This window comes from Limnohabitans sp. TEGF002, from assembly GCF_055395845.1.
In genome coordinates, this window is record NZ_AP029224.1 from 1581024 (window position 1) to 1603159 (window position 22136).

At 59.8% G+C, this 22136-nt stretch carries 24 protein-coding genes and 1 tRNA gene; 20 read left to right on the forward strand and 5 right to left on the reverse strand.

What is annotated here, in order from left to right; genetic code table 11:
• The first annotated feature begins 30 nt into the window (after positions 1–30).
• The 4 genes from rpsF to rplI are packed head-to-tail and all read left to right on the forward strand — an operon-like array spanning position 31 to position 1461.
• The gene (rpsF, locus tag ACZ5SR_RS07905) at positions 31–396 is read left to right on the forward strand and encodes a 30S ribosomal protein S6 (protein WP_464448229.1); all 366 of its coding nucleotides are present in this window, start codon (positions 31–33) and stop codon (positions 394–396) included.
• 17 nt (positions 397–413) lie between these two features.
• Entirely contained in the window at positions 414–701 is a 288-nt protein-coding gene (gene priB / locus ACZ5SR_RS07910; RefSeq protein WP_464448230.1) for a primosomal replication protein N, read from the forward strand.
• Positions 702–715: 14 nt separating this feature from the next.
• A complete protein-coding gene (gene rpsR / locus ACZ5SR_RS07915; RefSeq protein WP_019427495.1) occupies positions 716–997 on the forward strand; it encodes a 30S ribosomal protein S18 in 282 nt (93 codons plus the stop codon).
• Positions 998–1008: 11 nt separating this feature from the next.
• Entirely contained in the window at positions 1009–1461 is a 453-nt protein-coding gene (rplI, locus tag ACZ5SR_RS07920) for a 50S ribosomal protein L9 (RefSeq protein WP_464448231.1), read from the forward strand.
• A gap of 75 nt (positions 1462–1536) precedes the next feature.
• On the opposite strand, the gene ACZ5SR_RS07925 is transcribed toward rplI, so the two are convergent.
• Positions 1537–3066, reverse strand: coding sequence for a helicase HerA-like C-terminal domain-containing protein (locus ACZ5SR_RS07925; protein WP_464448232.1), 1530 nt, complete (start codon positions 3064–3066; stop codon positions 1537–1539).
• Between the two features lie 71 nt (positions 3067–3137).
• On the opposite strand from ACZ5SR_RS07925, the gene ACZ5SR_RS07930 reads away from it, so the two are divergent.
• The 9 genes from ACZ5SR_RS07930 to rng all read left to right on the forward strand — a co-directional run bounded on the left by ACZ5SR_RS07930 (position 3138) and on the right by rng (position 10794).
• The gene (locus ACZ5SR_RS07930; protein WP_464448233.1) at positions 3138–3863 is read left to right on the forward strand and encodes a YebC/PmpR family DNA-binding transcriptional regulator; all 726 of its coding nucleotides are present in this window, start codon (positions 3138–3140) and stop codon (positions 3861–3863) included.
• A gap of 9 nt (positions 3864–3872) precedes the next feature.
• Complete coding sequence (gene purD, locus ACZ5SR_RS07935) at positions 3873–5168, forward strand: phosphoribosylamine--glycine ligase (protein WP_464448234.1); 1296 nt, start codon at positions 3873–3875, stop codon at positions 5166–5168.
• A 15-nt stretch (positions 5169–5183) separates the two neighbouring features.
• Complete coding sequence (locus ACZ5SR_RS07940; protein ID WP_464448235.1) at positions 5184–5837, forward strand: 1-acyl-sn-glycerol-3-phosphate acyltransferase; 654 nt, start codon at positions 5184–5186, stop codon at positions 5835–5837.
• Between the two features lie 24 nt (positions 5838–5861).
• Positions 5862–6782, forward strand: a complete 921-nt coding sequence (gene hemF / locus ACZ5SR_RS07945; RefSeq protein WP_464448236.1) for an oxygen-dependent coproporphyrinogen oxidase — start codon at positions 5862–5864, stop codon at positions 6780–6782.
• On the forward strand, positions 6773–7438 hold the full coding sequence (nadD, locus tag ACZ5SR_RS07950) for a nicotinate (nicotinamide) nucleotide adenylyltransferase (protein ID WP_464451032.1): 666 nt from the start codon (positions 6773–6775) through the stop codon (positions 7436–7438). The genes hemF and nadD overlap by 10 nt, the downstream gene beginning before the upstream one ends.
• Complete coding sequence (gene rsfS / locus ACZ5SR_RS07955) at positions 7438–8169, forward strand: ribosome silencing factor (RefSeq protein WP_464448237.1); 732 nt, start codon at positions 7438–7440, stop codon at positions 8167–8169. The genes nadD and rsfS overlap by 1 nt, the downstream gene beginning before the upstream one ends.
• A 6-nt stretch (positions 8170–8175) precedes the next feature.
• Positions 8176–8643, forward strand: a complete 468-nt coding sequence (gene rlmH, locus ACZ5SR_RS07960) for a 23S rRNA (pseudouridine(1915)-N(3))-methyltransferase RlmH (RefSeq protein ID WP_108362865.1) — start codon at positions 8176–8178, stop codon at positions 8641–8643.
• A complete protein-coding gene (locus ACZ5SR_RS07965) occupies positions 8640–9242 on the forward strand; it encodes a Maf family protein (protein ID WP_464448238.1) in 603 nt (200 codons plus the stop codon). The genes rlmH and ACZ5SR_RS07965 overlap by 4 nt, the downstream gene beginning before the upstream one ends.
• Positions 9243–9321: 79 nt before the next feature.
• Entirely contained in the window at positions 9322–10794 is a 1473-nt protein-coding gene (gene rng / locus ACZ5SR_RS07970) for a ribonuclease G (protein WP_464448239.1), read from the forward strand.
• A 6-nt stretch (positions 10795–10800) separates the two neighbouring features.
• On the opposite strand, the gene msbA is transcribed toward rng, so the two are convergent.
• The gene (gene msbA, locus ACZ5SR_RS07975; protein ID WP_464448240.1) at positions 10801–12594 is read right to left on the reverse strand and encodes a lipid A export permease/ATP-binding protein MsbA; all 1794 of its coding nucleotides are present in this window, start codon (positions 12592–12594) and stop codon (positions 10801–10803) included.
• 141 nt (positions 12595–12735) lie between these two features.
• Between msbA and tolB the strand changes: the two genes are divergently transcribed.
• The 7 genes from tolB to ACZ5SR_RS08010 all read left to right on the forward strand — a co-directional run bounded on the left by tolB (position 12736) and on the right by ACZ5SR_RS08010 (position 17768).
• Complete coding sequence (gene tolB / locus ACZ5SR_RS07980) at positions 12736–14007, forward strand: Tol-Pal system beta propeller repeat protein TolB (protein WP_464451033.1); 1272 nt, start codon at positions 12736–12738, stop codon at positions 14005–14007.
• Positions 14008–14046: 39 nt separating this feature from the next.
• A complete protein-coding gene (gene pal / locus ACZ5SR_RS07985) occupies positions 14047–14583 on the forward strand; it encodes a peptidoglycan-associated lipoprotein Pal (RefSeq protein WP_464448241.1) in 537 nt (178 codons plus the stop codon).
• A 5-nt stretch (positions 14584–14588) separates the two neighbouring features.
• On the forward strand, positions 14589–15383 hold the full coding sequence (gene ybgF, locus ACZ5SR_RS07990) for a tol-pal system protein YbgF (RefSeq protein WP_464448242.1): 795 nt from the start codon (positions 14589–14591) through the stop codon (positions 15381–15383).
• Positions 15384–15399: 16 nt separating this feature from the next.
• Positions 15400–16518: a YeeE/YedE family protein gene (locus tag ACZ5SR_RS07995; protein ID WP_464448243.1), complete on the forward strand. Its 1119-nt coding sequence runs from the start codon at positions 15400–15402 to the stop codon at positions 16516–16518.
• Complete coding sequence (locus ACZ5SR_RS08000) at positions 16515–17303, forward strand: tRNA threonylcarbamoyladenosine dehydratase (RefSeq protein ID WP_464448244.1); 789 nt, start codon at positions 16515–16517, stop codon at positions 17301–17303. The genes ACZ5SR_RS07995 and ACZ5SR_RS08000 overlap by 4 nt, the downstream gene beginning before the upstream one ends.
• A 45-nt stretch (positions 17304–17348) precedes the next feature.
• Positions 17349–17424: transfer RNA gene (locus ACZ5SR_RS08005), tRNA-Lys, on the forward strand.
• A gap of 92 nt (positions 17425–17516) precedes the next feature.
• The gene (locus ACZ5SR_RS08010) at positions 17517–17768 is read left to right on the forward strand and encodes a hypothetical protein (RefSeq protein ID WP_464448245.1); all 252 of its coding nucleotides are present in this window, start codon (positions 17517–17519) and stop codon (positions 17766–17768) included.
• A gap of 95 nt (positions 17769–17863) precedes the next feature.
• Here ACZ5SR_RS08010 and ACZ5SR_RS08015 read toward each other — a convergent pair whose 3' ends face one another.
• From ACZ5SR_RS08015 to dapE, 3 genes are all read right to left on the reverse strand, one after another.
• The gene (locus ACZ5SR_RS08015; RefSeq protein ID WP_464448246.1) at positions 17864–19873 is read right to left on the reverse strand and encodes an ATP-binding cassette domain-containing protein; all 2010 of its coding nucleotides are present in this window, start codon (positions 19871–19873) and stop codon (positions 17864–17866) included.
• 214 nt (positions 19874–20087) lie between these two features.
• Positions 20088–20966: a 50S ribosomal protein L3 N(5)-glutamine methyltransferase gene (gene prmB, locus ACZ5SR_RS08020; protein WP_464448247.1), complete on the reverse strand. Its 879-nt coding sequence runs from the start codon at positions 20964–20966 to the stop codon at positions 20088–20090.
• The gene (gene dapE, locus ACZ5SR_RS08025; protein ID WP_464448248.1) at positions 20963–22135 is read right to left on the reverse strand and encodes a succinyl-diaminopimelate desuccinylase; all 1173 of its coding nucleotides are present in this window, start codon (positions 22133–22135) and stop codon (positions 20963–20965) included. Before dapE ends, prmB begins: the two co-directional genes overlap by 4 nt.
• Position 22136 lies beyond the last annotated feature (1 nt).

Here is a 22136-nt window from a genome sequence, read left to right on the forward strand (position 1 = left end):
AACCTTTTGGGTTAACCGCAAGGAGTCTCAATGCGTCATTACGAAATCATTTTGCTGATCCACCCCGATCAGTCTGAACAAGTTCCAGCCATGCTGGAGCGTTACAAAGGCATGATCACTGCCGGCGGTGGCAACATCCACCGTGTTGAAGACTGGGGCCGCCGTCAGCTGGCTTATCAGATCAACAAGCTGGGCAAAGCCCACTACCTGTGTGTGAACATTGAAGCCGACCAAGCTGTCATGGCTGAACTGGAGCACGCCTTCAAGTTCAACGATGCTGTTTTGCGTCACCTGACTGTGCTCAAGAAAAAAGCCGACACCGGTCCTTCTTCCATGATGAAGACCGTTGAGCGCGAAGAAGCCCGCAAGTCACAACAAGCCGAATTCGCCGCTTGACACGTGCCTGTTGAGGAGTGAACCGAACCGAACTGACCGCCTGTATTGCCGAGCAAGCCGCTTTGCGATACACACCCGCTGGTTTGCCCGCTCTGGATTTGATTTTGGAGCACGCCTCTGAAATAACAGAGGCAGGACAAAACCGAAAAGTCCAGCTCAAGCTTCGTGCCTTGGCCTTCGGGTCTCAGGCTGAAACGCTGGTCAAACAAGCGGTTGGCAGTGTCTGGACGTTCAAAGGCTTTTTGGCCACCCCTCGACAAGGCAAAAGTGTCGTGTTGCACATTCAAGAGTTTCAGCAAGATTAATTTCAGGAGGCCCCATGGCCACGTTCAAAAAATTCAACAAAGACAAGCGCCCCAAGCGCAACACCCAGTCACTGCTGTTCAAGCGCAAGCGTTTCTGCCGCTTCACAGTCACCGGCGTCGAAGAAATCGACTACAAAGATGTGGACACCCTGCGTGACTTCATCGCCGAAAACGGCAAGATCATCCCAGCACGCCTGACTGGCACCCGTGCCATCTTCCAGCGTCAGCTCAACACAGCCATCAAGCGCGCACGCTTTTTGGCCATGTTGCCCTACACCGACCAGCACAAAGTCTAAGGAGTCCAACCATGCAAATCATCCTGCTCGAAAAGGTTGTGAACCTGGGTAATCTGGGCGATATCGTCAAAGTCAAGGACGGTTACGCTCGCAACTTCCTGATCCCTCAAGGCCGTGCACGTCGCGCCACCGAAGCCAACAAGGCTGAGTTTGAAGCCCGCCGCGTTGAGCTCGAAAAAGCCGCTGCTGCCAAATTGGCCGAAGCCCAAGCCCAAGGCGAGAAGCTGTCGGGTCTGGTGGTCAAGTTGTCGCAAAAAGCTGGCGTCGATGGTCGTTTGTTTGGTTCTGTGACCAACCACGACATCGCCGAAGAGCTGAACAAGCAAGGCTACAAGCTGGTCAAGTCCCAGATCCGCATGCCCCACGGCCCCATCAAGGTTGTGAGCGAATCCACTGTTGCAGTGGCACTGCACACCGATGTGGTGGTGGACGTGACGGTGACCGTGTTGGGCGAAACTGCCTGATCGTTATCAGATCCTCTTCAAAAACCGCCGGGCATCACCCGGCGGTTTTTTTTCGCCCGACATCAGCGGTAGCGATCAGCGGCGGCGGCTCGAACCCAGCAATCCGCCCAGCACACCACGCACGATTTCCCGACCAATGGCCGAGCCTACGGTGCGAACGGCACTTTTGACCACCATCTGTGCCACGCCATCACGTTGACCGCCGCGAGGCCCCGTGCTGCCAAACAGCAGGTCAGACAAGCCGCCCATCAGGCTGCCGCTGGCAGTTTCGGCCTCAGTTGGTGCCTGGCCCGGTAAGGGGTTGGCTGCGCTGGCTTGGCCGGACGCCGTGGTCTGTCCCTTGATGCGTTCATAAGCCGACTCGCGGTCCAGCGCTTGTTCATACACCCCTGCTACCAAAGACCCCTGAACCAGCGCCTGGCGTTGGGCGGTGGTGATGGGCCCTAGCTGGCTGCCCGGTGGCAGCACAAACACCCGCTCGGTCTCGCAGGGGCGACCCTTGGCATCCAGAAAGCTCACCAGTGCCTCGCCTACGGCCAGCTCGGTGATGGCCGCTTCGATGTCCAAACCCGCCTTGGGGCGCATGGTCTGCGCGGTGGATTTCACGGCCTTTTGATCGCGCGGGGTGTAAGCGCGCAGAGCGTGCTGCACCCGGTTGCCCAACTGGCCCAGCACGCTGTCGGGGATGTCCAGCGGGTTTTGCGTGACGAAGTACACCCCCACACCCTTGGAGCGCACCAGGCGCACCACCAGCTCGATCCGCTCGACCAGGACCGCTGGCGCGTCCTTGAAGAGCAAATGCGCCTCGTCAAAAAAGAACACCAGCTTGGGTTTTTCCGGATCGCCGATCTCGGGCAGCACCTCGAACAACTCTGACAACATCCACAGCAAGAAGGTGGCGTACAGGCGCGGCGAGTTCATCAGCTTGTCGGCCGCCAGGATGTTCACCACCCCCAGGCCGTGCGCATCGGTTTGCAGGAAGTCTTCGATGTTGAGCATCGGCTCGCCAAAGAACTGGTCACCTCCTTGGGTCTCGATTTGCACCAAGCCGCGCTGGATGGCCCCAATGCTGGCGGCGCTGATGTTGCCGTATTCGGTGGTGAACTGTTTGGCGTTGTCCCCCACGTACTGCAGCATGGCCCGCAGGTCTTTCATGTCCAGCAGCAGCAAACCGTTGTCGTCGGCAATTTTGAAGACCAGGTTCAGCACCCCAGCTTGGGTGTCGTTCAGACCCAGCATGCGCGTGAGCAGCAAAGGACCCATGTCAGAGATGGTGGTACGCACGGGGTGCCCTTGCTCGCCAAACACGTCCCACACGGTGGTGGGGCAGGCCAAGGGCTCGGGCAGAGAGAGCCCCCGGTCTTTCAAAACAGTGGCCAGTTTGTCGCCAATCTTGCCCGCTTGGCTGACCCCAGTCAGGTCACCTTTGACGTCGGCCATGAAGACCGGAACTCCCATGCGTGAAAAGCTTTCGGCCAGGGTTTGCAAGGTCACGGTTTTGCCTGTGCCGGTGGCCCCAGTGATCAGGCCGTGGCGGTTGGCCAGGCCCGGCAAAAGGTGACATTGTGCCTGGGTATTTTGAGCAATCAACATCGGATCAGCCATCGAAAATCTCCTCCCCGGAGTGAAAAGTAAAATCCAGTCTCTAGGTTAAATCAACATTCAAGGAATTCCAGATGGCTGGCCACAGTAAATGGGCAAATATTCAGCACCGCAAGGGGCGTCAAGACGAAAAACGCCAACGGATCTGGACCCGCGTGGTGCGCGAAATCATGGTGGCGGCCCGTACGGGTGGCGGTGATGTCACTGCCAATCCGCGTCTGCGCTTGGCGATCGAAAAGGCCAAAGCGGCCAATATGCCTGCTGACACCATCAAGCGCAATGTGGACAAGGCCACGGGCAACCTGGAAGGCGTGAGTTATGAAGAAATCCGTTACGAGGGTTACGGCATTGGCGGTGCGGCCATCATTGTGGACACCATGACCGACAACCGGGTGCGCACCGTGGCTGAAATGCGCCATGCCCTGAGCAAGCACGGCGGCAACCTGGGCACCGAAGGTTCGGTGGCGTTTCAGTTCAAGCACTGTGGTCAACTGATTTTCGCCCCTGGTACTTCGGAGGACCGTGTCATGGAGGTGGCTCTGGAAGCTGGCGCCGAAGACGTGCTCACTGACGAGGAGGGCGCCATCGAAGTTTTGACCCCAGCTGCTGATTTGGAGACCGTGAAAAATGCGCTGGAGGCCGCTGGACTGGTGGCCGAGATGGCCGAAGTCACTTGGCGAGCCGAAAATTCAGTGTCTTTGTCCGGTGATGAAGCGGCCAAAATGCAAAAATTATTGGATATATTGGAAGACTTGGACGATGTGCAAAATGTTTTCCACAATGCCGAATTAGAAGATTAAGGAAGTTGGATGAAAGTATTGGTAGTCGGCAGTGGTGGCCGCGAGCATGCCATGGCGTGGAAATTGGCGCAGTCGCCCAAAGTGCAGCAGGTTTATGTGGCACCCGGTAATGGCGGCACGGCCAAAGACAAAAACCTGGTCAATGTGCCCATCACCGACTTGGCTGTGCTGCGCCAGTGGGCCTTGGACAACGGCATCGGCCTGACCTTGGTGGGCCCCGAAGCCCCCTTGGCGGCGGGCATCGTGGACGATTTTCGATCGCATGGTCTGCGGATTTTTGGCCCCACGCAGGCGGCCGCCCAGTTGGAAAGCTCCAAGGCTTTTTCCAAGGCTTTCATGCAGCGCCATGGCATCCCTACGGCCGAATTTGAGACCTTCACCGATGCGGCCCAGGCCCATGCCTACGTGGACCGCCAAGGCGCACCCATCGTGGTCAAGGCCGATGGCTTGGCGGCTGGCAAAGGTGTGGTGGTGGCCATGACGCTGGCCGAGGCCCATGAGGCGATTGATTTCATGCTGCTGGACAACACCCTGGGTGTGACGCACAACGCAGGCGCGGACGGGCTGGCAGTGCCGCGCGTGGTGATCGAAGAGTTCTTGCAAGGCGAAGAAGCCAGTTTCATGGTGCTGTGCGATGGCAAGAATGTGGCGGCTTTGGCCACCAGCCAGGACCACAAGCGGCTGCAGGACGGCGATGAAGGCCCCAATACCGGGGGGATGGGCGCTTATTCGCCTGCGCCCGTGGTCACGGCCGAGGTGCACGCCCGCGCCATGCGCGAGGTCATCTTGCCCACCATCCGGGGTATGGACAAAGACGGCATCAATTACACCGGATTTTTGTACGCAGGCTTGATGATTGACCCGCAAGGGCGCATCAAGACCCTGGAGTTCAATTGCCGCATGGGCGACCCCGAAACCCAACCTATTTTGATGCGCTTGAAGTCGGATTTGCTGGATGTGCTGTTGGCTGCGACCGCTCAAGGCCTGGACCAATTGGAGATGGAATGGGACCGCCGCGTGGCGCTGGGCGTGGTCATGGCCGCAGCCGGTTACCCACTCAACCCGCGCAAGGGCGACATGATCACTGGCCTGCCCATGGACCAAAAAGATGCCATGGTGTTCCATGCGGGCACCACCGAAAAAGACGGCCAAATCCTGACTTCGGGTGGGCGTGTCCTTTGTGTTACAGCGCTGGCCGACTCGGTCAAGCAGGCGCAACACAAAGCCTACCAAACCGCCAGTCCCATCGCCTTTGACGGCATGCAGATGCGCCAGGACATTGGTTACCGCGCGATCAAAAACTGAAGTACCACCTCCCTCATGAGTTCCTTGATTCGCCATCCCGTCACCTTCAAGGGCTCCCGTCTGGCCCGTTGGATTTTGAAAATGCTGGGTTGGCGCTTGGACTTTGAGGGCTTTCCTGCCCGTCAGGGTGTGGCCATTGTGTATCCGCACACCAGCAACTGGGATTTCCCCATCGGCATGCTGGCCAAATGGGCGCTGGGCATTCCGGCCCACTTTTGGGGCAAGGATTCGCTGTTCAAGTTTCCTGTGGTCGGCGCCTGGATGCGCTGGGTGGGCGGCATCCCGATTGACCGCAGCTCCTCTCGCGGCGTCGTCGGTCAGATGGTGCATGTGTTCGAGCAGCACAAGCAAAATGACCAGTTGCTCTGGCTGGGCCTGGCCCCAGAGGGCACACGCAGCCTCACACCAGGATGGCGCAGCGGCTTTTACCAATTGGCCTTGGGGGCGCAGGTGCCGCTGGCGCTGGTCAAACTCGACTGGGGGCAGCGCCGCTTCAGTGTGGTCGATTTTTACGATCTGACTGGCGATGTCGAGCGCGATTACGCCCACATGGCCCAAGTTTTTCAGGGTGTCAAAGGCTTCCACGAACACCAGATGGGTCCGATCCTTCCCTGGAGCCCTGCTCAGGCCAAGCCATCTTCACCTTCAGACACCACGACCGTTTCCTGAAATCATTCAACGTTACTACCCACCATGAGCACCACTTTTGAACTCGGCACCGTCAAAAATTACCTGGTGGGCTTGCAGTCCCGCATCACCGGGGCTTTGACCGACCTGGATGGCACCCCTTTTCTGACCGACGCTTGGCAAAAAGACCCGGGCGAAAAACTCCAGGGCAACGGCATCACCCAGATTCTGGAAGGTGGACCGATTTTTGAGCGGGCCGGTTGCGGTTTTTCACATGTCACCGGGCCGCAGTTGCCGCCATCGGCCACACAGCACCGACCCGAGTTGGCCGGATCGGCCTTTGAGGCGATGGGTGTGTCGCTGGTGTTTCACCCGCGCAACCCCTATGTACCCACGGTGCACATGAACGTGCGCATGATCGCGGCCAAACCCGAGGGCAGGGCGCCTGTGGCCTGGTTTGGTGGGGGCATGGACCTGACGCCTTATTACGGTTTTGACGAAGACGCGGTGCATTTTCACCAGTCCTGCAAAGACGCCTTGGCCCCTTTTGGCGAGGCACTGCACCCGCGCTTTAAAACTTGGTGCGACGATTACTTTTGCAACAAGCATCGCCATGAGCAGCGCGGCGTGGGCGGCATTTTCTTCGACGATTTTTCCGAGCTGGGCATGGACCAGAGCTTTGCCATGATGCAAAGCGTGGGGGATTCATTGCTCACGGCTTACATGCCCATCGTGATGCGCCGCAAGGACACGCCTTATGGCGAGCGCGAACGAGACTTTCAGCTCTACCGCCGTGGCCGCTATGTCGAGTTCAACCTGGTCTGGGACCGAGGCACGCATTTTGGACTGCAGTCCGGTGGCCGCACCGAGTCGATCCTGCTGTCCATGCCGCCTGAGGTGCGCTGGTCTTACCAGCGCAAAGACGAGGCAGGCTCGCCGGAGGAGCGACTGCTCAGCCACTTTCTGGTGCCCAAGGACTGGGTTTGAGTCTGTCTTTAGCAACGCCGAACACCCGAACCTCTGTGCAACGCTTGGGGGTTTTTGGTGGCGCGTTCGACCCACCGCACCTGGCCCATGTGGCCTTGGTCGAAGCGGCCATCTCCCAGTTGCAGCTTGACCAAGTTTGCGTGCTGCCCACGGGCCAAGCTTGGCACAAACCACGCCAACTGAGCGAGGCGGCGCACCGACTGGCCATGACGCGTCTGGCCTTTGCGCATTTGACGCAAGTGGTGGTGGACGAGCGGGAAATCCTGCGCAGAGGCCCCAGCTACACGGTGGACACCTTGCACGAGTTGCAGGCCGAATACCCGCAGGCTCAGTTGTATTTGCTCCTCGGTGACGACCAGCGCCGCGCCTTGCCTTCATGGCATCAGATCGGTGAAATTGGCCGCATCGCTATAATCTGCGCCGCAGGCCGAGATACAGCCGTGCGTGCCTGGAACGAAGAATCAAGCACGCCAACCACAAGTCCAACCCTTCCCGACACGCTGCAAGCGCGCATTCGCACTCTGGACATGCCGCTGATGCCCCACAGTGCCACGGACATCCGTGTGCTGGCGGCCACAGAGCAGGCCCTGACGGGCTTGGTATCCCCCGCTGTTGAGCGCTATATTCACGAACACCACCTTTACAGGCCCCATTGATGACCGAAAACGCCGCCAAAAAAGACATCCAGAAACTCCAGCGGGCCATTGTGGACGCACTGGAGGACGTCAAGGCCCAAGAAATCCAAGTGTTTGACACCGAACACCTGTCCTCGTTGTTTGAGCGGGTCATCATCGCTTCGGGCACCTCGAACCGTCAAACCAAAGCGCTTGCCGCCAGTGTGCGCGACAAAGTCCGCAACGCCGGTTTTGGCAAGCCCCGCATTGAAGGCGAAGACAACGGCGAATGGATCATTGTCGACTGCGGCCAGGCCGTGGTGCACGTCATGCAGCCAACCATCCGCACCTATTACAACTTGGAAGAAATCTGGGGCGGCACACCCGTGCGCCTGAAGTTCGGCGCGCCCAAGCCTGTAGCCACAGCAGAGGTCAAAGGCCACATTCAGAACTCGGTCGCGAAAAAAGCCACGGGCAAAGCTGCGGCCAAATCCACTGCGGCCAAAACACCCGCTGCCAAGAAGTCGGCCGCCAAACCCGCAGCCAAATCTGCCGCCAAGGCCAAACCCGCTCTGAAGGCACCAGCCAAAACGGCCACTAAGACTGCGGCCAAATCGGCCCCGAAAGCCAGCAGCCCCACCAGCAAGCCCACGGTGAAGACGGTGGGTAAACCCACGGCCAAGCCTGCTGCCAAAGCAGCAGCCAAACCGGCAGCCAAAAAAGCCCCAGCGCGCAAGGCCGTGCAAGCGACCACCCGCCGCAAAGCCGACTGATCTTGCATGAAGCTGCTGATCGTTGCGGTCGGCCTGCGTGTGCCGGATTGGGCGCAGACCGCTTGGGACGACTATGCCAAACGCTTTCCGCCTGAGCTCAAGGTCGAGCTCAAGGCCGTGAAAACCGAGCCCCGGGGCTCCAAAACCCTGCCCAACCTTTACGCGGCCGAGCGCCAGCGCATCGAAGCGGCCATTCCGCGTGGCACCCGCATCGTGGTGCTCGACGAGCGCGGCACCAACCTCACCACGCAGGCCTTGGCCACGCGCTTGACCAGTTGGCAGCTCGGCGGGGACGACGTGGCATTGGTCATTGGCGGCCCCGACGGACTCGAACCAGAATTCAGGCAAGCTGCGCACGAGCGCATCCGCTTGTCCGACATGACCTTGCCCCACGCCATGGCCCGCGTGCTGTTGATCGAGCAGCTCTACCGCGCCTGGTCCATCAACGCCAACCACCCCTACCACCGCGAATGAGCGACTTCATCTACCTCGCATCCCAAAGCCCTCGGCGCAGCCAGCTCCTTGAGCAAATCGGTGTGGCCCACAAGCTGTTGCTGGCCTCGCCCGAAGAGGACGCCGAGTCTCTGGAAGAGGTGCGTGGCGCGGAAGCGCCCGCACGCTATGTGGCTCGGGTGACCGGGCTCAAACTCGATGCGGCGGTTCAGCGCTTGAAGCGCCAAGGCTTGACTGCAGCGCCGGTGCTGTGCGCCGACACCACCGTGTGTCTGGGCCGTGAGATTTTGGGCAAACCCGCGAACGAGGCCGATGCGGTGCGCATGCTCCAGCGTCTGGCAGGTCAGAGCAACCGCGTGTTGACGGCCGTGGCGGTGCAAAAGGGTGCCAAGCGGGTGTCGACGGTGTCCGAGTCCTGGGTGCGCTTTGCATCTATGTCGTCCGCGCAAATCAAGGCCTACGTGGCCACAGGCGAACCCATGGGCAAAGCCGGGGCTTATGGGGTGCAGGGCAGGGCGGCTGCCCATATTGAACAGATCCGAGGCAGTTATTCAGGCATCATGGGTTTGCCGCTGTTCGAGACCGCAGCACTGCTGCGGTCCTTGGGCGTGCGCTGTTGAGCGTTCTTCCATGTCTAGGCGCTGACGGTGCTAATTCCTAGCCCTATTTGTTTTCTCTTTTCCCCATCTGATGCCCACCATGCAACAAGATATTTTGGTCAATTGGTCGCCCCAGGAAACCCGGGTCGCGGTGGTGGAGTTCGGCGCGGTGCAGGAGTTGCATGTTGAACGCACGCTGGAACGCGGCTTGGTGGGTAATGTGTACCTGGGCAAAGTCGCCCGTGTTTTGCCCGGCATGCAATCGGCCTTCATCGACATCGGCTTGGACAAAGCGGCTTTTTTGCATGTGGCGGATGTCTGGCAAAAGCATGCCGAAGGCGAAGCCGCTGCCGCCCGCACGGGCCAGCCGCTGGTGCCGATTGAAAAGCAGGTGTTTGAAGGCCGAGCGATCATGGTGCAGGTCATCAAGGACCCCATGGGCACCAAGGGCGCGCGCCTGTCCACGCAAATCAGCATCGCGGGCCGCCATCTGGTGTTTTTACCGCAAGACGACCACATCGGTGTTTCCCAAAAAATCCCCGCCGACCAGCGCGATGCGTTGCGCCAAAGGGTGCAGGCTTTGGTGGGGCCTGCCGGGGGCGGCTTCATTTTGCGCACCAATGCCGAAGATTCCAGCGACGAAGAGTTGCAAGACGACATCGCTTACTTGCGCAAGACTTGGGCGCGCATCAAGGATGCCTCTATGCGCTTGCCGCCGGCTTCTTTGTTGCACCAGGACCTGACGCTCTTGCAGCGCGTGTTGCGCGATCTGGTGGGTGAGGCCACGCAGAGCATCCGCATTGACTCACAAGAGCAATTTGGCAAGCTGCTGGCCTTTGGCCAGGAGTTCATGCCCAAAGCGGCTGAACGGCTGCAGCTGTACAAAGGTGAGCGACCGATTTTTGACCTGTATGCCATCGACGAGGAGATCGCCAAGGCGCTGGGCCGGCGGGTCGAGCTCAAATCGGGCGGTTACCTGATCATTGATCAGACCGAGGCGCTGACCACGGTGGACGTGAACACGGGCGGTTATGTCGGTGCGCGCAATTTCGAGGACACGATTTTCAAGACCAACCTGGAAGCTGCCCAAGCCATTGCGCGGCAACTGCGCCTTCGCAATCTGGGTGGTATCGTCATCGCCGACTTCATTGACATGGCCCGCCCTGAGCACCAAGATGCCGTGCTGGCCGAGTTCCGCAAACAACTCGCACGTGACCGCGTCAAGACCATGGCGGGTGGGTTTTCGTCTTTGGGTTTGCTTGAAATGACGCGCAAGCGCACCCGAGAGTCGCTGGCGCACATGCTGTGCGAGCCCTGCCCGAGTTGCCAGGGCAAGGGCATCGTCAAGACGCCCCGATCGGTGGTGTACGACATCCTGCGCGAGATCCTGCGCGAAGCGCGTCAATTCAACCCACGTGAGTTCCGCATTGTGGCCACCTCGGCGGTCATTGATTTGCTGCTGGACGAGGAAAGCCAACACTTGGCAGGTTTGTCGGACTTCATCGCCAAGCCGATTTCGCTGCAGGTCGAGGCGTCCTTGGGGCCTGAGCAGTACGACATCGTGCTGCTCTGAGGCGACTCAGATCGACGGGCCAGCCTCGGCAGTGCCTTCACTGGCCCATTCGCCGCGGTGGTGCAGCCGCGCATAAGCGCCGCCACGCGCCAGCAACTCAGCGGGAGCGCCTTGCTCCACGATGCGGCCGCGCTCCATCACAATGACCCGGTCGGCGTGCTCGATGGTGGACAGGCGGTGCGCCACGATCAAGGTGGTGCGGCCTTGCATGAGTTTTTGCAAAGCGTCCTGGACCAGGCGCTCGGATTCGTTGTCCAGTGCCGAGGTGGCTTCGTCCAGGATCAGGATCGGCGCATCTTTGTACAAAGCGCGGGCGATCGCCAAGCGCTGGCGCTGGCCACCCGAGAGTTGGTTGGCGTTGTGGCCCAGCAGCGTGTCCATGCCTTGCGGCATTTGCGACACATGGCCCCACAGATTGGCGGCTTCGAGGCTGGCCTGAATGCGCAAAGGGTCGGCATCGTGTCCCAGACAGACATTGGCCGCCACGGTGTCGTTGAGCATGACCACGTCTTGGCTGACCATGGCGATCTGACGGCGCAAACTGTGCAAGGCCCAGTCCTGGATGGGCACGCCATCGAGGAGGACTTCTCCCGCGCTGGGCTGCACAAATCGAGGCAACAATTGGATCAGGGTGGTTTTGCCCGCACCCGATGTGCCTACCAGGGCCACGGTTTCCCCCGGTTGGACCTTCAGGTCGATAGCCGACAAGGCAGGTTGCCCTTCGGGGGTGAACTGCAAATGGACATTGCGCCACTCGATGGCCCCTTGGGCGCGGACGGTGCTGAAGGTGCCTTGGGTTTCCTCCTTGGCCTCATGCAACAGGGCCAGGCCCCTTTCGAGCGCTGCCAAGCCACGGGTGATGGGGCTGGAGATTTCAGCCAAGCGCTTGATGGGCGCGACCAGCATCAGCATGGCGGTGATGAATGCGACAAACCCGCCCACGGTGGCACCTGATGCGCCATTTTGGCTTTGGTACAGCGCAATCACCAGCACCATGGACAAGGACAAAGCCGCCATGATTTGGGTCAGGGGGGTCATGGCCGCTGACGCCACCGTGGTTTTGAGTGCCAGTCGGCGCAGCACCTTGGCCAGTTGTCCAAAACGAGCCATCTGATGCGTCTGCCCGCCTTGCAGACGAACCACTCGGTGCGCCAGCACGTTTTCCTCGACCACGTAAGCCAGGTTGTCGGTCGCGGTTTGACTTTCCTTGGTCAGTTTGTAAAGACGACGGGTGAGGGCCTTGATGATCCAGCTCAAACCAGGGGCCACAGTAAAAACCACCAGGGTCAGTTTCCAGTTGAGCCACATCAGGTAACTCAGCAAGGCGATCAGCGTGAAACCATCACGTGCCAAAGCGATGACGGCGGACACCAATTGCGAAGCACCGTTTTGGACTTCATAAACAATGGTGTTGGACAGGGTGCTGGCCGATTGCCTCGAAAACAAGGACAAATCGGCCTTCATCAGTTGGGCAAACAACTGCGACCGGAGTTTTTCCATGCCATCGTTGGTCAGCCTGGACAGCGCGTACTGGGAAATGAAGTTGGCGATACCGCGCACGGTGAACAGACCAACCACTGCGGCAGGAATGGCCCACAGTGGCAGTTTGTTTTCGGCAAATCCCTTGTCCAAAAGGGGTTGAAACAGCGCCGGAATCATCGGTTCTGTCAAGGCGGCCATCAAGGTCCCCGCAATCGCCACTGCCCATATGCCCTTCTGGCTTCCGAAGTAGGGGACCAGTCGTTGCAGCCGGGCCCGGATGCTGGATGGGGGCGTGGAAGGGAGGGGGGGCTGACTCATGGCCTCGATTGTAAGGATGGCAGCGTGGTCAGTTGGCTAACCAGCGTCCAATGAGGCGCAGAAAGCTGTTTCAACGGTGTACGATCACGACTTTCTGTTTTGAATGATCCATCTGTTCACATGAATCTTCTTTTTTTCCGCATGGGCTGCTGGCCTTGGCTGTTGAAGCTGTTGGTTCTGAGTGCTTTGGTCTCGCCCGCATGGGCCCAGTTCAGGGTCGAAGTGACGGGGGTGGGCATGACCCAGTTGCCCGTGGTGATAGTGCCTTTCAAGGGGGAAGCCACGGCGCCGCAAAAATTGGCCGGTATTGTTCAAGCCGATCTCGAGCGCAGTGGTCAGTTCAAGGGTCTGGCCGCTGGCAGTGCCTTGATGGATGAGAACAGCCGGCCCGACTGGACCCCTTGGCGTCAGTTGTCGGCCGAAGCCTTGTTGGCAGGCTCGGTCACTCGCTTGGCCGACGGGCGTTACGACGTGCGTGCCCGATTGTGGGATGTGGTCAAAGGCCAGGATAAAGGCGATTTCAAGGACACCGTGAGCGCCGCAGAACTGCGATTGTCTGCACACCGTGTAGCCGATTGGGTTTACCTGCAGCTCACGGGTACGCAGGGCGCTTTCGCCTCGCGGATCAGTTACGTGACCAAGTCGGGTGGACGCTATGCCTTGTGGATTGCAGACTCGGATGGCGAAAACGCAGTCTCGGCCCTGAGCAGCCCCGAGCCCATCATTTCGCCGTCCTGGTCACCCAGCGGCACCCATTTGGCCTATGTGTCTTTTGAGCAGCGCAAACCTGTGGTGTATGTGCACGAACTGGCCACAGGGCAGCGCCGTCCCGTAGCCAATTTCAAAGGCTCTAACAGCGCGCCCGCCTGGAGTGCTGATGGCAAGTCCTTGGCTGCCACGCTCAGCCGCGATGGTGGCTCTCAGCTTTTCCGCATTGATCTGAATGGGGGGGAGCCTCGCCGCTTGTCCTCATCGGGCAGCATCAACACCGAGCCTGCTTTTTCGCCGGACGGCAGTGCGCTGTTTTTTGTCAGTGACCGGGGCGGTAGCCCCCAGATTTACCGCATGCCGGCCCAGGGTGGCCCGGCCGAGAGGGTGACCTTTTCGGGCACCTACAATATTTCGCCTGCCGTCAGTCCTGATGGCCGTTGGTTGGCTTACGTGTCACGCTTGGGCGGTGCATTTCGCTTGCATCTGATGGAGTTGTCCTCGGGTCAAGTCACCGCTTTGACCGACACATCTGCCGACGAACGCCCCAGTTTCGCACCCAACAGCCGCATGCTGGTCTACGCCACGGTTTTTCAAGGTCGTGAATCCTTGATGACCACCACGCTTGACGGTCGTGTCAAGGCGCGCTTGGCGGGGCAGGGCGGCGACATCCGGGAACCCCATTGGGGCCCGGTACGCAAATGATTTTTTGAATATTCGCTTTTTTAATTAACGAGGTAAATCATGAAAACTCAATTTTTGGCCAGCACATTGTTGGTGGCTCTTTTGGCAGGTTGCGCATCTGGTGTGAAGTTGGACGATGTGCCTGTGGAAGACAAGTCGGCCACATCGTCTGGTGTCTCCTCGCAGGGCATTGGCAACAACCAAAGTGCCGCCCAAACGGGCGTAGCCGGCGTGGTGGTCGATAAATCGGGTTCTGGCATCGGGCCTGCCGGTGTGGCGCACGTGGTCTTTTTTGATTACGACAGCTTTGTGGTGCGTGCTGAAGCCCGCCCCGTGATAGAGAGCCATGCACGCTTCCTGCAAGCGAACAAACAACGCAAGGCCAATTTGGAAGGCCATACCGACGAGCGCGGTGGCCGTGAATACAACTTGGCACTGGGCCAAAAACGTGCTGAAGCCGTCCGACAGGCCTTGAGTCTGTTGGGCGTGCCTGAAAGCCAGTTGGAAGCGGTCAGCTACGGCAAGGAAAAACCTGCTGCGCAAGGTGCTGCCGAAGCCGATTTGGCTAAAAACCGCCGCGTTGAAATCCGGTACTGAGCACCATGAGCACGCGCGCGATGTCATGCCTGCCCTTGTCCCGATGGGTTTGGGTGTGGACCCTGTCCGGTTTTTTGGGCACAGCCCATGCGGGTCTTTTTGAAGATGACGAAGCCCGCAGGGCCATTTTGGACCTGCGCCAGCGCGTCGAGCAGTCGAATGCGGTGATCAAAGAGTCGAATGCGGCCATCAAGGGTCTTGCCGATGAAAACGGCCAGCTGCGCCGTGCATTGCTCGATTTGCAGGGGCAAATTGAAGGGCTCAAGGCTGAACTGTCGCAAGGCCGCGGGGCTCAGGAACAACTGGCCCGAGAGTTGTCGGAAGTTCAAATGCGTCAAAAAGATGTGGTCACCGGCATGGACGAGCGCTTGCGCCGGTTCGAGCCTTTGAAGGTCACACTCGACGGCCAGGAGTTCATGGCTGAGCCCTCCGAAAAACGCGACTACGACGCGGCCATGGAGACTTTCCGCAAGGGTGACTTTGCGGCAGCCCAGTCGGCTCTGAGTCAATTTGTTCAGCGTCACCGCAAAAGTGGTTACACCCCTTCGGCCATGTTCTGGCTGGGCAATGCCCAATACGCTGTCAAGGATTACAAGGAGTCGATGGCGAATTTTCAGCAAATGCTGAAATCCGCGCCCACCCATCCGCGTGCCCCTGAAGCGATGCTGGCGATCTCCAATGTCCAGATCGAATTGAAGGACCTGAGGGGAGCCCGAAAAACCATGGACGAGTTGATCAAGGCATACCCGGCTTCTGAAACAGCAGCCACAGCCCGCGAGCGCTTGGCGCGTTTGCGCTGAACGCTGAGGGACTGCATTGATCTCGCTTGAGCAGCTCCACTTCCTGAGCGATTCTGTCCTGGGTTTGACCTTTCTGGTGGCCAGCCTGGCCGGGTGGCTGTTTCACCGCAGCCATTTCTGCACCATGGGCGCCATCAGCGACTGGGTCATCATGGGTGACAGTGGCAGGGCCAAGCAGTGGGCCTTGGCCATCGCAGTGGCCATTTTCGGTTTCGGCTTGATGTCTTGGATGGGTTGGGTGAGCCCACTCAACACCATTTATGCCAACACACAACTGCCTTGGCTCTCTCTGTTGCTGGGTGGGGTGCTTTTCGGCGTGGGCATGGTGTTGGGGTCTGGCTGTGCCAGCAAGTCATTGATCCGCTTGGGAGCGGGCAATCTGAAATCGCTGGTGGTTTTGATGGCCATGGGCATTGCGGCTTTGGCCACTTTGCGGGGTTTGACGGCAGTTTGGCGGGTCCAAACCCTGGATCAGTTACAGGTGACCACAGGGCCGGGACCATTTGTCGGGCAATGGCTGGTCAGCGCTACGGGTTGGTCGCAACCGTTGGCTGGGTGGGTGAGTGCGTGCGTGTTTTCTGGCCTGTTGTTGCTTTGGATTTTCAAGGATTCACAGTCTGTGCCGAAATCGGCATACCTGTCCGGTGCGGGTGTCGGTGTGGTGGTGTTGGCGCTTTGGTGGATCAGTGGGGTGATGGGGTTTGTGCCCGAGCACCCCGAAACCCTTGAGGCCATGTTCTTGACCACAGCCAGCGCACGGATGGAGTCCATGAGTTTGACCGCCCCGGTGGCGTATTGGTTGGACGCCTTCATGTACTTCAGCGATGGCAGCAAACGCATCACCTTGGGCATGGCCACGGCTTTGGGCTTGTTGATGGGCGCTTTTGTCAGTTCCCTTCTGCAGGGCACATTCCGGTGGGAAGGTTTCTCGCAGACACCTGATTTGGCTCGGCATTTGTTAGGGGGCGCCTTGATGGGCGTGGGCGGTGTCATGGCCATGGGCTGCACCATCGGTCAGGGGTTGTCGGGTCTGTCGACCCTGAGCTTGGGCAGTTTCCTTGCGGTGCTGGGTATCTTGTTGGGTGCTGTGCTCACCTTGCAGTGGCAGTTGCGCCGAGCCGAGGCTGAGGCATGAATTCTCTGCTGCAGGTAACCGACGAAGATGCGCGTCGTTTCGGAGGCTTGCAACGCTTATACGGTGTGCAAGGCGCACAGAACATCCGCCGCGCGCATGTCGTCGTTGTAGGCATTGGCGGCGTGGGCTCCTGGGTGGCCGAGGCACTCGCGCGCAGCGGTGTCGCCCGGCTCAGCTTGATCGATATGGACCACATTGCCGAGTCCAACATCAATCGCCAGATTCATGCCTTGATCAGCACTACAGGGCAAGCCAAGGTGCAAGCCATGCGCGAGCGCATTGAATTGATCCATCCGGCTTGCCAAGTCGATGCCATCGATGAATTTGTCGGTCCCGAAAACTGGCCTGCTGTGCTGCCTGGTCAACCTGACGCAGTGGTCGACGCGTGTGACCAGGTCAAAGCCAAAGTGGCCATGGCCCAATGGGCGTTGCAGAGCCAGAAGGGCTTCATCACGGTCGGGGCCGCTGGCGGCAAGCGCATGGCGCACAAAGTCGATGTGGATGATTTGTCTCAAATCACCCATGACCCTTTGTTGGCCCAGGTGCGCTACCGCTTGCGTAAACACCACGGTGCAGCCAAGGGCAACAAGCGGATCGGGATTCAGGGGGTGTTTAGCCGCGAAGCCGTTGCACCGCCCGATGCCTCGTGTGCTGTGGAAGGCGATGGCTCGCTCAACTGCCACGGCTATGGCTCGGTGGTCAGCGTGACGGCCACGTTCGGCATGTGTGCCGCCTCAGAAATTTTGAATTTTTTGGCCGCTGGCTTTCAGAAGGCTAAAAAATAACGCTATAATTTGAGTCTTGCTGCAGTGCTCAAACACTGTAGCAAAGGGACCATAGCTCAGTTGGTAGAGCAGCGGACTTTTAATCCGTTTGTCGTGGGTTCGACCCCCGCTGGTCCCACCAAAAAACTAAAAAGCACTTTGTATCTCGGTACAAAGTGCTTTTTTCTTGGGCGCACGTGTTGTGAACCCGGACCCCCATCGAAAGAGCATCCCATGACCTCCGAATTGAACAGCCCAAGCGAATTGAAAAAGATGGCGTTGTGCGAGCCTTGTTCGGGCATCCAGCGCCATTGGCGTCGTGCCCCTGGTCATGCAGAGTTGGTGCAAGGTGCCAACCGCAAGGAGCAGCGTGAGTCAGGTCAAGCGACCATTACCTCTTACCGCTGCGACCGCTGCGGCACGGCGTGGGAATACGAGAACAACAAATCCGATCAGCACGCAGGCTGGTCTGTGGTGGGCGGATAAAGCCTTTTTCACGGACCGCAGCACAGCGGTCTTAATGCCAAAAAAAGGGGGCCATTCTCATGGGCCCCCTTTGTTTTTGGATGGGCTGATGGAGCTCAAGCCGTTTCTTCGAGCAGATGTGTCAGTTCAAGCCAACGCTCTTCCAAGGAGCTCACCTCGTCCGACAGGGCTTTCAGGCGGCGACCTGCTTCTGCGATTTCTGCGGGTGGCAGGGGCGAACTCAGTTGTTGTTCGAGCTGGGTTTTCTCCGCCTCGATGCTGGCCATGCGTTGTTCGTTTTGCTCCAGCTCGCGCTTCAAGGGGCGTGTTTGCGCGGCCAGTTGCTGGCGCTTTTGGGCATCGAGTTTGCGTTGTTCGGCGCTGCTGATGCCCGGTGTGCTGGTGGCCGCCAAGGGGGCTGCCACGGCAGCGACAACAGGCGCAGGAATTTCAGCTGCGGGTGTCGGCACCGAAACGGCGGGATCACGAGCGGCATTCTTAGCCTCTTCTCGCAGGCGTTTGGACTCTTCCAGCAGGTACTTCTGGTAGTCGTCCAAGTCGCCATCAAACGGTTCGACCTTGCCGCGACCCACCATCCAGAACTCGTCGCACACGGCGCGCAGCAAGGCGCGGTCGTGGCTGACCAGCATGACCGTGCCTTCAAACTCGTTGAGCGCCATCGACAGCGCTTCACGGGTGGCCAAGTCCAGGTGGTTGGTGGGTTCGTCCAGCAGCAGCAGGTTGGGGCGTTGCCACACGATCATGGCCAGCACCAATCGGGCTTTTTCGCCACCGCTCATGGAGCCCACGGCCTGTTTGACCATGTCGCCTGAGAAGTTGAAGGTGCCCAGGTAGTTGCGCAGATCCTGCTCGCGGCTGGGTTCACCACTGCCCGGGCCCAGCTCTTTGGCCAGGCGGATCATGTGCTCCAGCGGGTTGTCGTTCGGGTGCAGCACATCGAGTTCTTGCTGCGCAAAGTAGCCAATGTTCAGGCCCTTGCCCTCGGTCAGCGTGCCCGCCAGCAGCGGCATGGTGCGGGCAATCGTCTTGACCAGGGTCGATTTGCCCTGGCCGTTGGCCCCCAAAATACCGATCCGCTGGCCTGCCAGCACCGATTTGCTGACGCCTTGCACGATGGTCTTGGGCTCACCATTGACCATGTAGCCAAAACTCGCCTCGCTGATGGCCAGCATCGGGTTGGGCAGGTTGTTGGGTTCCTTGAAGCCGAAGGTGAATTCGGCATCGGCCAGCAACGGGGCCACTTTCTCCATGCGCTCGAGTGCCTTGACCCGGCTTTGCGCCTGCTTGGCCTTGCTGGCTTGCGCCTTGAAGCGGTTGATGAACTTTTGCAGGTGGGCGATTTTGTCCTGCTGCTTGGCAAACGAGGCCTGTTGCAGCTCCATTTGCTGGGCACGCAAGATTTCAAAGCCGCTGTAGTTGCTGCCGTAGCGCGTGAGCTTGGCGTGGTCGATGTGCAGCGTGACGTTGGTCACCGCATCCAAAAACTCGCGGTCGTGGCTGATCACGATCATGGTGCCCGCATAACGCTGCAGCCAGGCTTCGAGCCAAACCAGCGCGTCCAAGTCCAAGTGGTTGGTCGGTTCGTCCAGGATCAGGATGTCGGACGGACACATCAGGGCGCGGGCCAGCTGCAAGCGCATGCGCCAGCCGCCCGAAAAGCTGTTGACCGGGTTGTTCAACTCGTCCACCCGAAAGCCCAGGCCCAAAATCAGGGCCTCGGCACGGGGCAGGGCGTCGTGGTCGCCCGCATCGGCCAAGTCGGTGTAGACGTGGGCCATTTCCATGCCATCGCCACTTTCTTCGGCCGCGACCAAACGCTGGCGCAATTCGGCCAGGCGCGTGTCACCTTCCAACACAAAGTCGGCGGCAGGTTGGTCGGTTTCGGGCATGTTTTGCGCGACTTGCGCCATGCGCCAGGCTTTGGGCATGTCGAAGTCGCCCCCGTCTTCGTGCAGTGTGCCGTTGAACAGCGCAAACAAGGTGGACTTGCCCGCGCCGTTGCGCCCGACCAAGCCGACTTTTTCCCCCGGGTTGAGGGTGACTGAGGCTTGGTCAAGCAGCACTTTGGTGCCGCGACGAAGGGTGACGTTTTTGAGGTTGATCATGAAAAGCGAATGTCCGGAACCGATCCGGGTGATGGGGCATGGCCAGCGTCAACGCTGGCTTTGAAAACTTGATAACCCGCTATTTTCGCCGATGTGGCTACCTGCAAGAGGGTGGATGCAAGGGGGTGTCATTCCTGCGCAGGCGGGAGTCCATGTTTGACTGGGCTGCTGAGCTCAGTAAAGCCATGGATCCTCGCGTTCGCGAGGATGACATTCACAGCGCAAGCAGGCTTTGTCGCGTGATCAGCAAAACCTGATCGTCGCCCGAGCTGGTGTCCAGCCAGGCCACTTCCAGCTCGGGAAAAGCCGCGATGAAGTGCTCGACCTCGTTGCCGATCTCCAGCACCAGCACCGCTTGTTCGCTCATTCGCGAAGGCGCCTCTTTGAAAAGCTGGCGCACAAAGTCCATGCCGTCCGCGCCCCCGGCCAGCGCCAGTTCGGGCTCGGCGCGGTACTCGGCAGGCAGGGCGTCCATGCTGGCCTGACACACATAAGGCGGGTTGCACAAGATCAGGTCAAACGGGCCTGGCATAGCCGACAGGCCATCGCTGTGCACCAGCTTCACGCGCTCGTGCAGGTCGTGGCGCTCCACATTGATGGCGGCCACGGCCAGAGCGTCATCCGAAATATCAGCCCCCGTCACCTTCACCTCGGGCCAGGCCAACGCTGCCAGCACGGCCAGGCTGCCGTTGCCGGTGCACAGGTCCAGCACGCGGGTGGTCTGGTCAGACAACCATGCGTCGATCGTGCCGTCGGCCAGCACCTCGGCGATCAGGCTGCGCGGCACGATGGCGCGCTCGTCGATGTAAAACGACACGCCCTGCAGCCAGGCTTCTTGCGTCAGATAGGCAGCGGGTTTGCGGGTAGAGATGCGCTCTTCGATCAGTGCGGCGCAAGCCGATTGCTGCTCGGTCGTCACGGTTTGCTCGGCCACTTCGTCCAAGTCGGTGTCGAGCGGCAGGTCCATGCGCCAGAGCACCAGCCAGACGGCTTCGTCAAAGGCGTTGAGGGTGCCATGGCCAAACGCCACGCCGGTTTGCGAGAGGCGCTCGGCCGATACCGCGATCAAACCCGAAAGGGTCAAGGCGCTCATGCGGACAGGCCCGCGTTGAGTTGTTCCAGCGTGCGGCGGTAGACGCCCTTGAGCGGCGCAATGTCACTCAGCGCCACATGCTCGTTGACCTTGTGAATCGTCGCGTTGGGCGGGCCGAATTCGATCACTTGCGGGCAGATTTGCGCGATGAAGCGGCCGTCGCTGGTGCCACCGGTGGTGGAGAGCTCCGTGGTCAGACCGGTCTCGTCGGCAATCGCTTTTTGCACAGCCGCCACCAAAGTGCCGGGTGTGGTCAAAAATGGCAGACCGCCAATCGTCCAGTTCAGCTCGTATTTCAAACCATGGCGGTCCAGCACGGCCGTGAGGCGCTGCTGCAGGCTCTCGGGGGTGGATTCGGTGCAAAAGCGGAAGTTGAAGTCGACCACGCAGTCGCCAGGGATCACGTTGCTCGCGCCGGTGCCTGCGTGGATGTTGCTCACCTGCCAGCTGGTAGGTGGGAAGAAGGCATTGCCTTCGTCCCAACGGATCGCCACCAAATCGGCCAGCGCGGGGGCCAGGCGGTGGATCGGGTTGTCGGCCAGGTGCGGGTAAGCGATGTGGCCTTGAACGCCCTTGACGGTCAACTTGCCGCTCATGGTGCCGCGTCGGCCGTTTTTGATCATGTCGCCGGTTTGTTGCACCGAAGTGGGTTCACCCACGATGCAAAACTGCGGTGCGTCGCCACGCTCTTGAAGCGCTTTGCAGACCACCACCGTGCCGTCGAGCGCCGGGCCTTCTTCGTCGCTGGTCAGCAAAAAGGCGATGCCCAGCTTCGGATCGGGGTTGGCAGCCAGAAACTCCTGCACGGCCACCACCATGGCAGCCAGTGAGGTTTTCATGTCACTTGCGCCCCGGCCAAACAACTTGCCATCGCGGTGGGTGGGCGTGAAGGGGTCGCTGTCCCATTGCGTGAGCGGCCCGGTGGGCACCACGTCGGTGTGGCCCGCAAAGGCCAAGGTCTGGCCCGAAGTGCCTGCGCGCTTGGCCCAGAGGTTGCGCACGCGGAAGGTCTCTGGGCCGGAATCCATGAATTCGCAGACAAAGCCCAGCGGCTTCAGGGCGTCGGCAATCAGGTCCAGGCAGCCCTCATCTTTGGGTGTGACGGAGGGTTTGGAGATCAGTTGTTCGGCCAGGCGCAGGGTGTCGTGGCAGGTGGTGACTGTGTTCATG

Coding starts and splice junctions, on each gene's coding strand:
- rpsF (WP_464448229.1), top strand. CDS start 31: ATGCGTCATTACGAAATCATTTTGCTGATCCACCCCGATCAGTCTGAA.
- rpsR (WP_019427495.1), top strand. CDS start 716: ATGGCCACGTTCAAAAAATTCAACAAAGACAAGCGCCCCAAGCGCAAC.
- rplI (WP_464448231.1), top strand. CDS start 1,009: ATGCAAATCATCCTGCTCGAAAAGGTTGTGAACCTGGGTAATCTGGGC.
- ACZ5SR_RS07925 (WP_464448232.1), bottom strand. CDS start 3,066: ATGGCTGATCCGATGTTGATTGCTCAAAATACCCAGGCACAATGTCAC.
- ACZ5SR_RS07930 (WP_464448233.1), top strand. CDS start 3,138: ATGGCTGGCCACAGTAAATGGGCAAATATTCAGCACCGCAAGGGGCGT.
- purD (WP_464448234.1), top strand. CDS start 3,873: ATGAAAGTATTGGTAGTCGGCAGTGGTGGCCGCGAGCATGCCATGGCG.
- ACZ5SR_RS07940 (WP_464448235.1), top strand. CDS start 5,184: ATGAGTTCCTTGATTCGCCATCCCGTCACCTTCAAGGGCTCCCGTCTG.
- hemF (WP_464448236.1), top strand. CDS start 5,862: ATGAGCACCACTTTTGAACTCGGCACCGTCAAAAATTACCTGGTGGGC.
- rsfS (WP_464448237.1), top strand. CDS start 7,438: ATGACCGAAAACGCCGCCAAAAAAGACATCCAGAAACTCCAGCGGGCC.
- rlmH (WP_108362865.1), top strand. CDS start 8,176: ATGAAGCTGCTGATCGTTGCGGTCGGCCTGCGTGTGCCGGATTGGGCG.
- ACZ5SR_RS07965 (WP_464448238.1), top strand. CDS start 8,640: ATGAGCGACTTCATCTACCTCGCATCCCAAAGCCCTCGGCGCAGCCAG.
- rng (WP_464448239.1), top strand. CDS start 9,322: ATGCAACAAGATATTTTGGTCAATTGGTCGCCCCAGGAAACCCGGGTC.
- msbA (WP_464448240.1), bottom strand. CDS start 12,594: ATGAGTCAGCCCCCCCTCCCTTCCACGCCCCCATCCAGCATCCGGGCC.
- tolB (WP_464451033.1), top strand. CDS start 12,736: ATGGGCTGCTGGCCTTGGCTGTTGAAGCTGTTGGTTCTGAGTGCTTTG.
- pal (WP_464448241.1), top strand. CDS start 14,047: ATGAAAACTCAATTTTTGGCCAGCACATTGTTGGTGGCTCTTTTGGCA.
- ybgF (WP_464448242.1), top strand. CDS start 14,589: ATGAGCACGCGCGCGATGTCATGCCTGCCCTTGTCCCGATGGGTTTGG.
- ACZ5SR_RS08000 (WP_464448244.1), top strand. CDS start 16,515: ATGAATTCTCTGCTGCAGGTAACCGACGAAGATGCGCGTCGTTTCGGA.
- ACZ5SR_RS08010 (WP_464448245.1), top strand. CDS start 17,517: ATGACCTCCGAATTGAACAGCCCAAGCGAATTGAAAAAGATGGCGTTG.
- ACZ5SR_RS08015 (WP_464448246.1), bottom strand. CDS start 19,873: ATGATCAACCTCAAAAACGTCACCCTTCGTCGCGGCACCAAAGTGCTG.
- prmB (WP_464448247.1), bottom strand. CDS start 20,966: ATGAGCGCCTTGACCCTTTCGGGTTTGATCGCGGTATCGGCCGAGCGC.
- dapE (WP_464448248.1), bottom strand. CDS start 22,135: ATGAACACAGTCACCACCTGCCACGACACCCTGCGCCTGGCCGAACAA.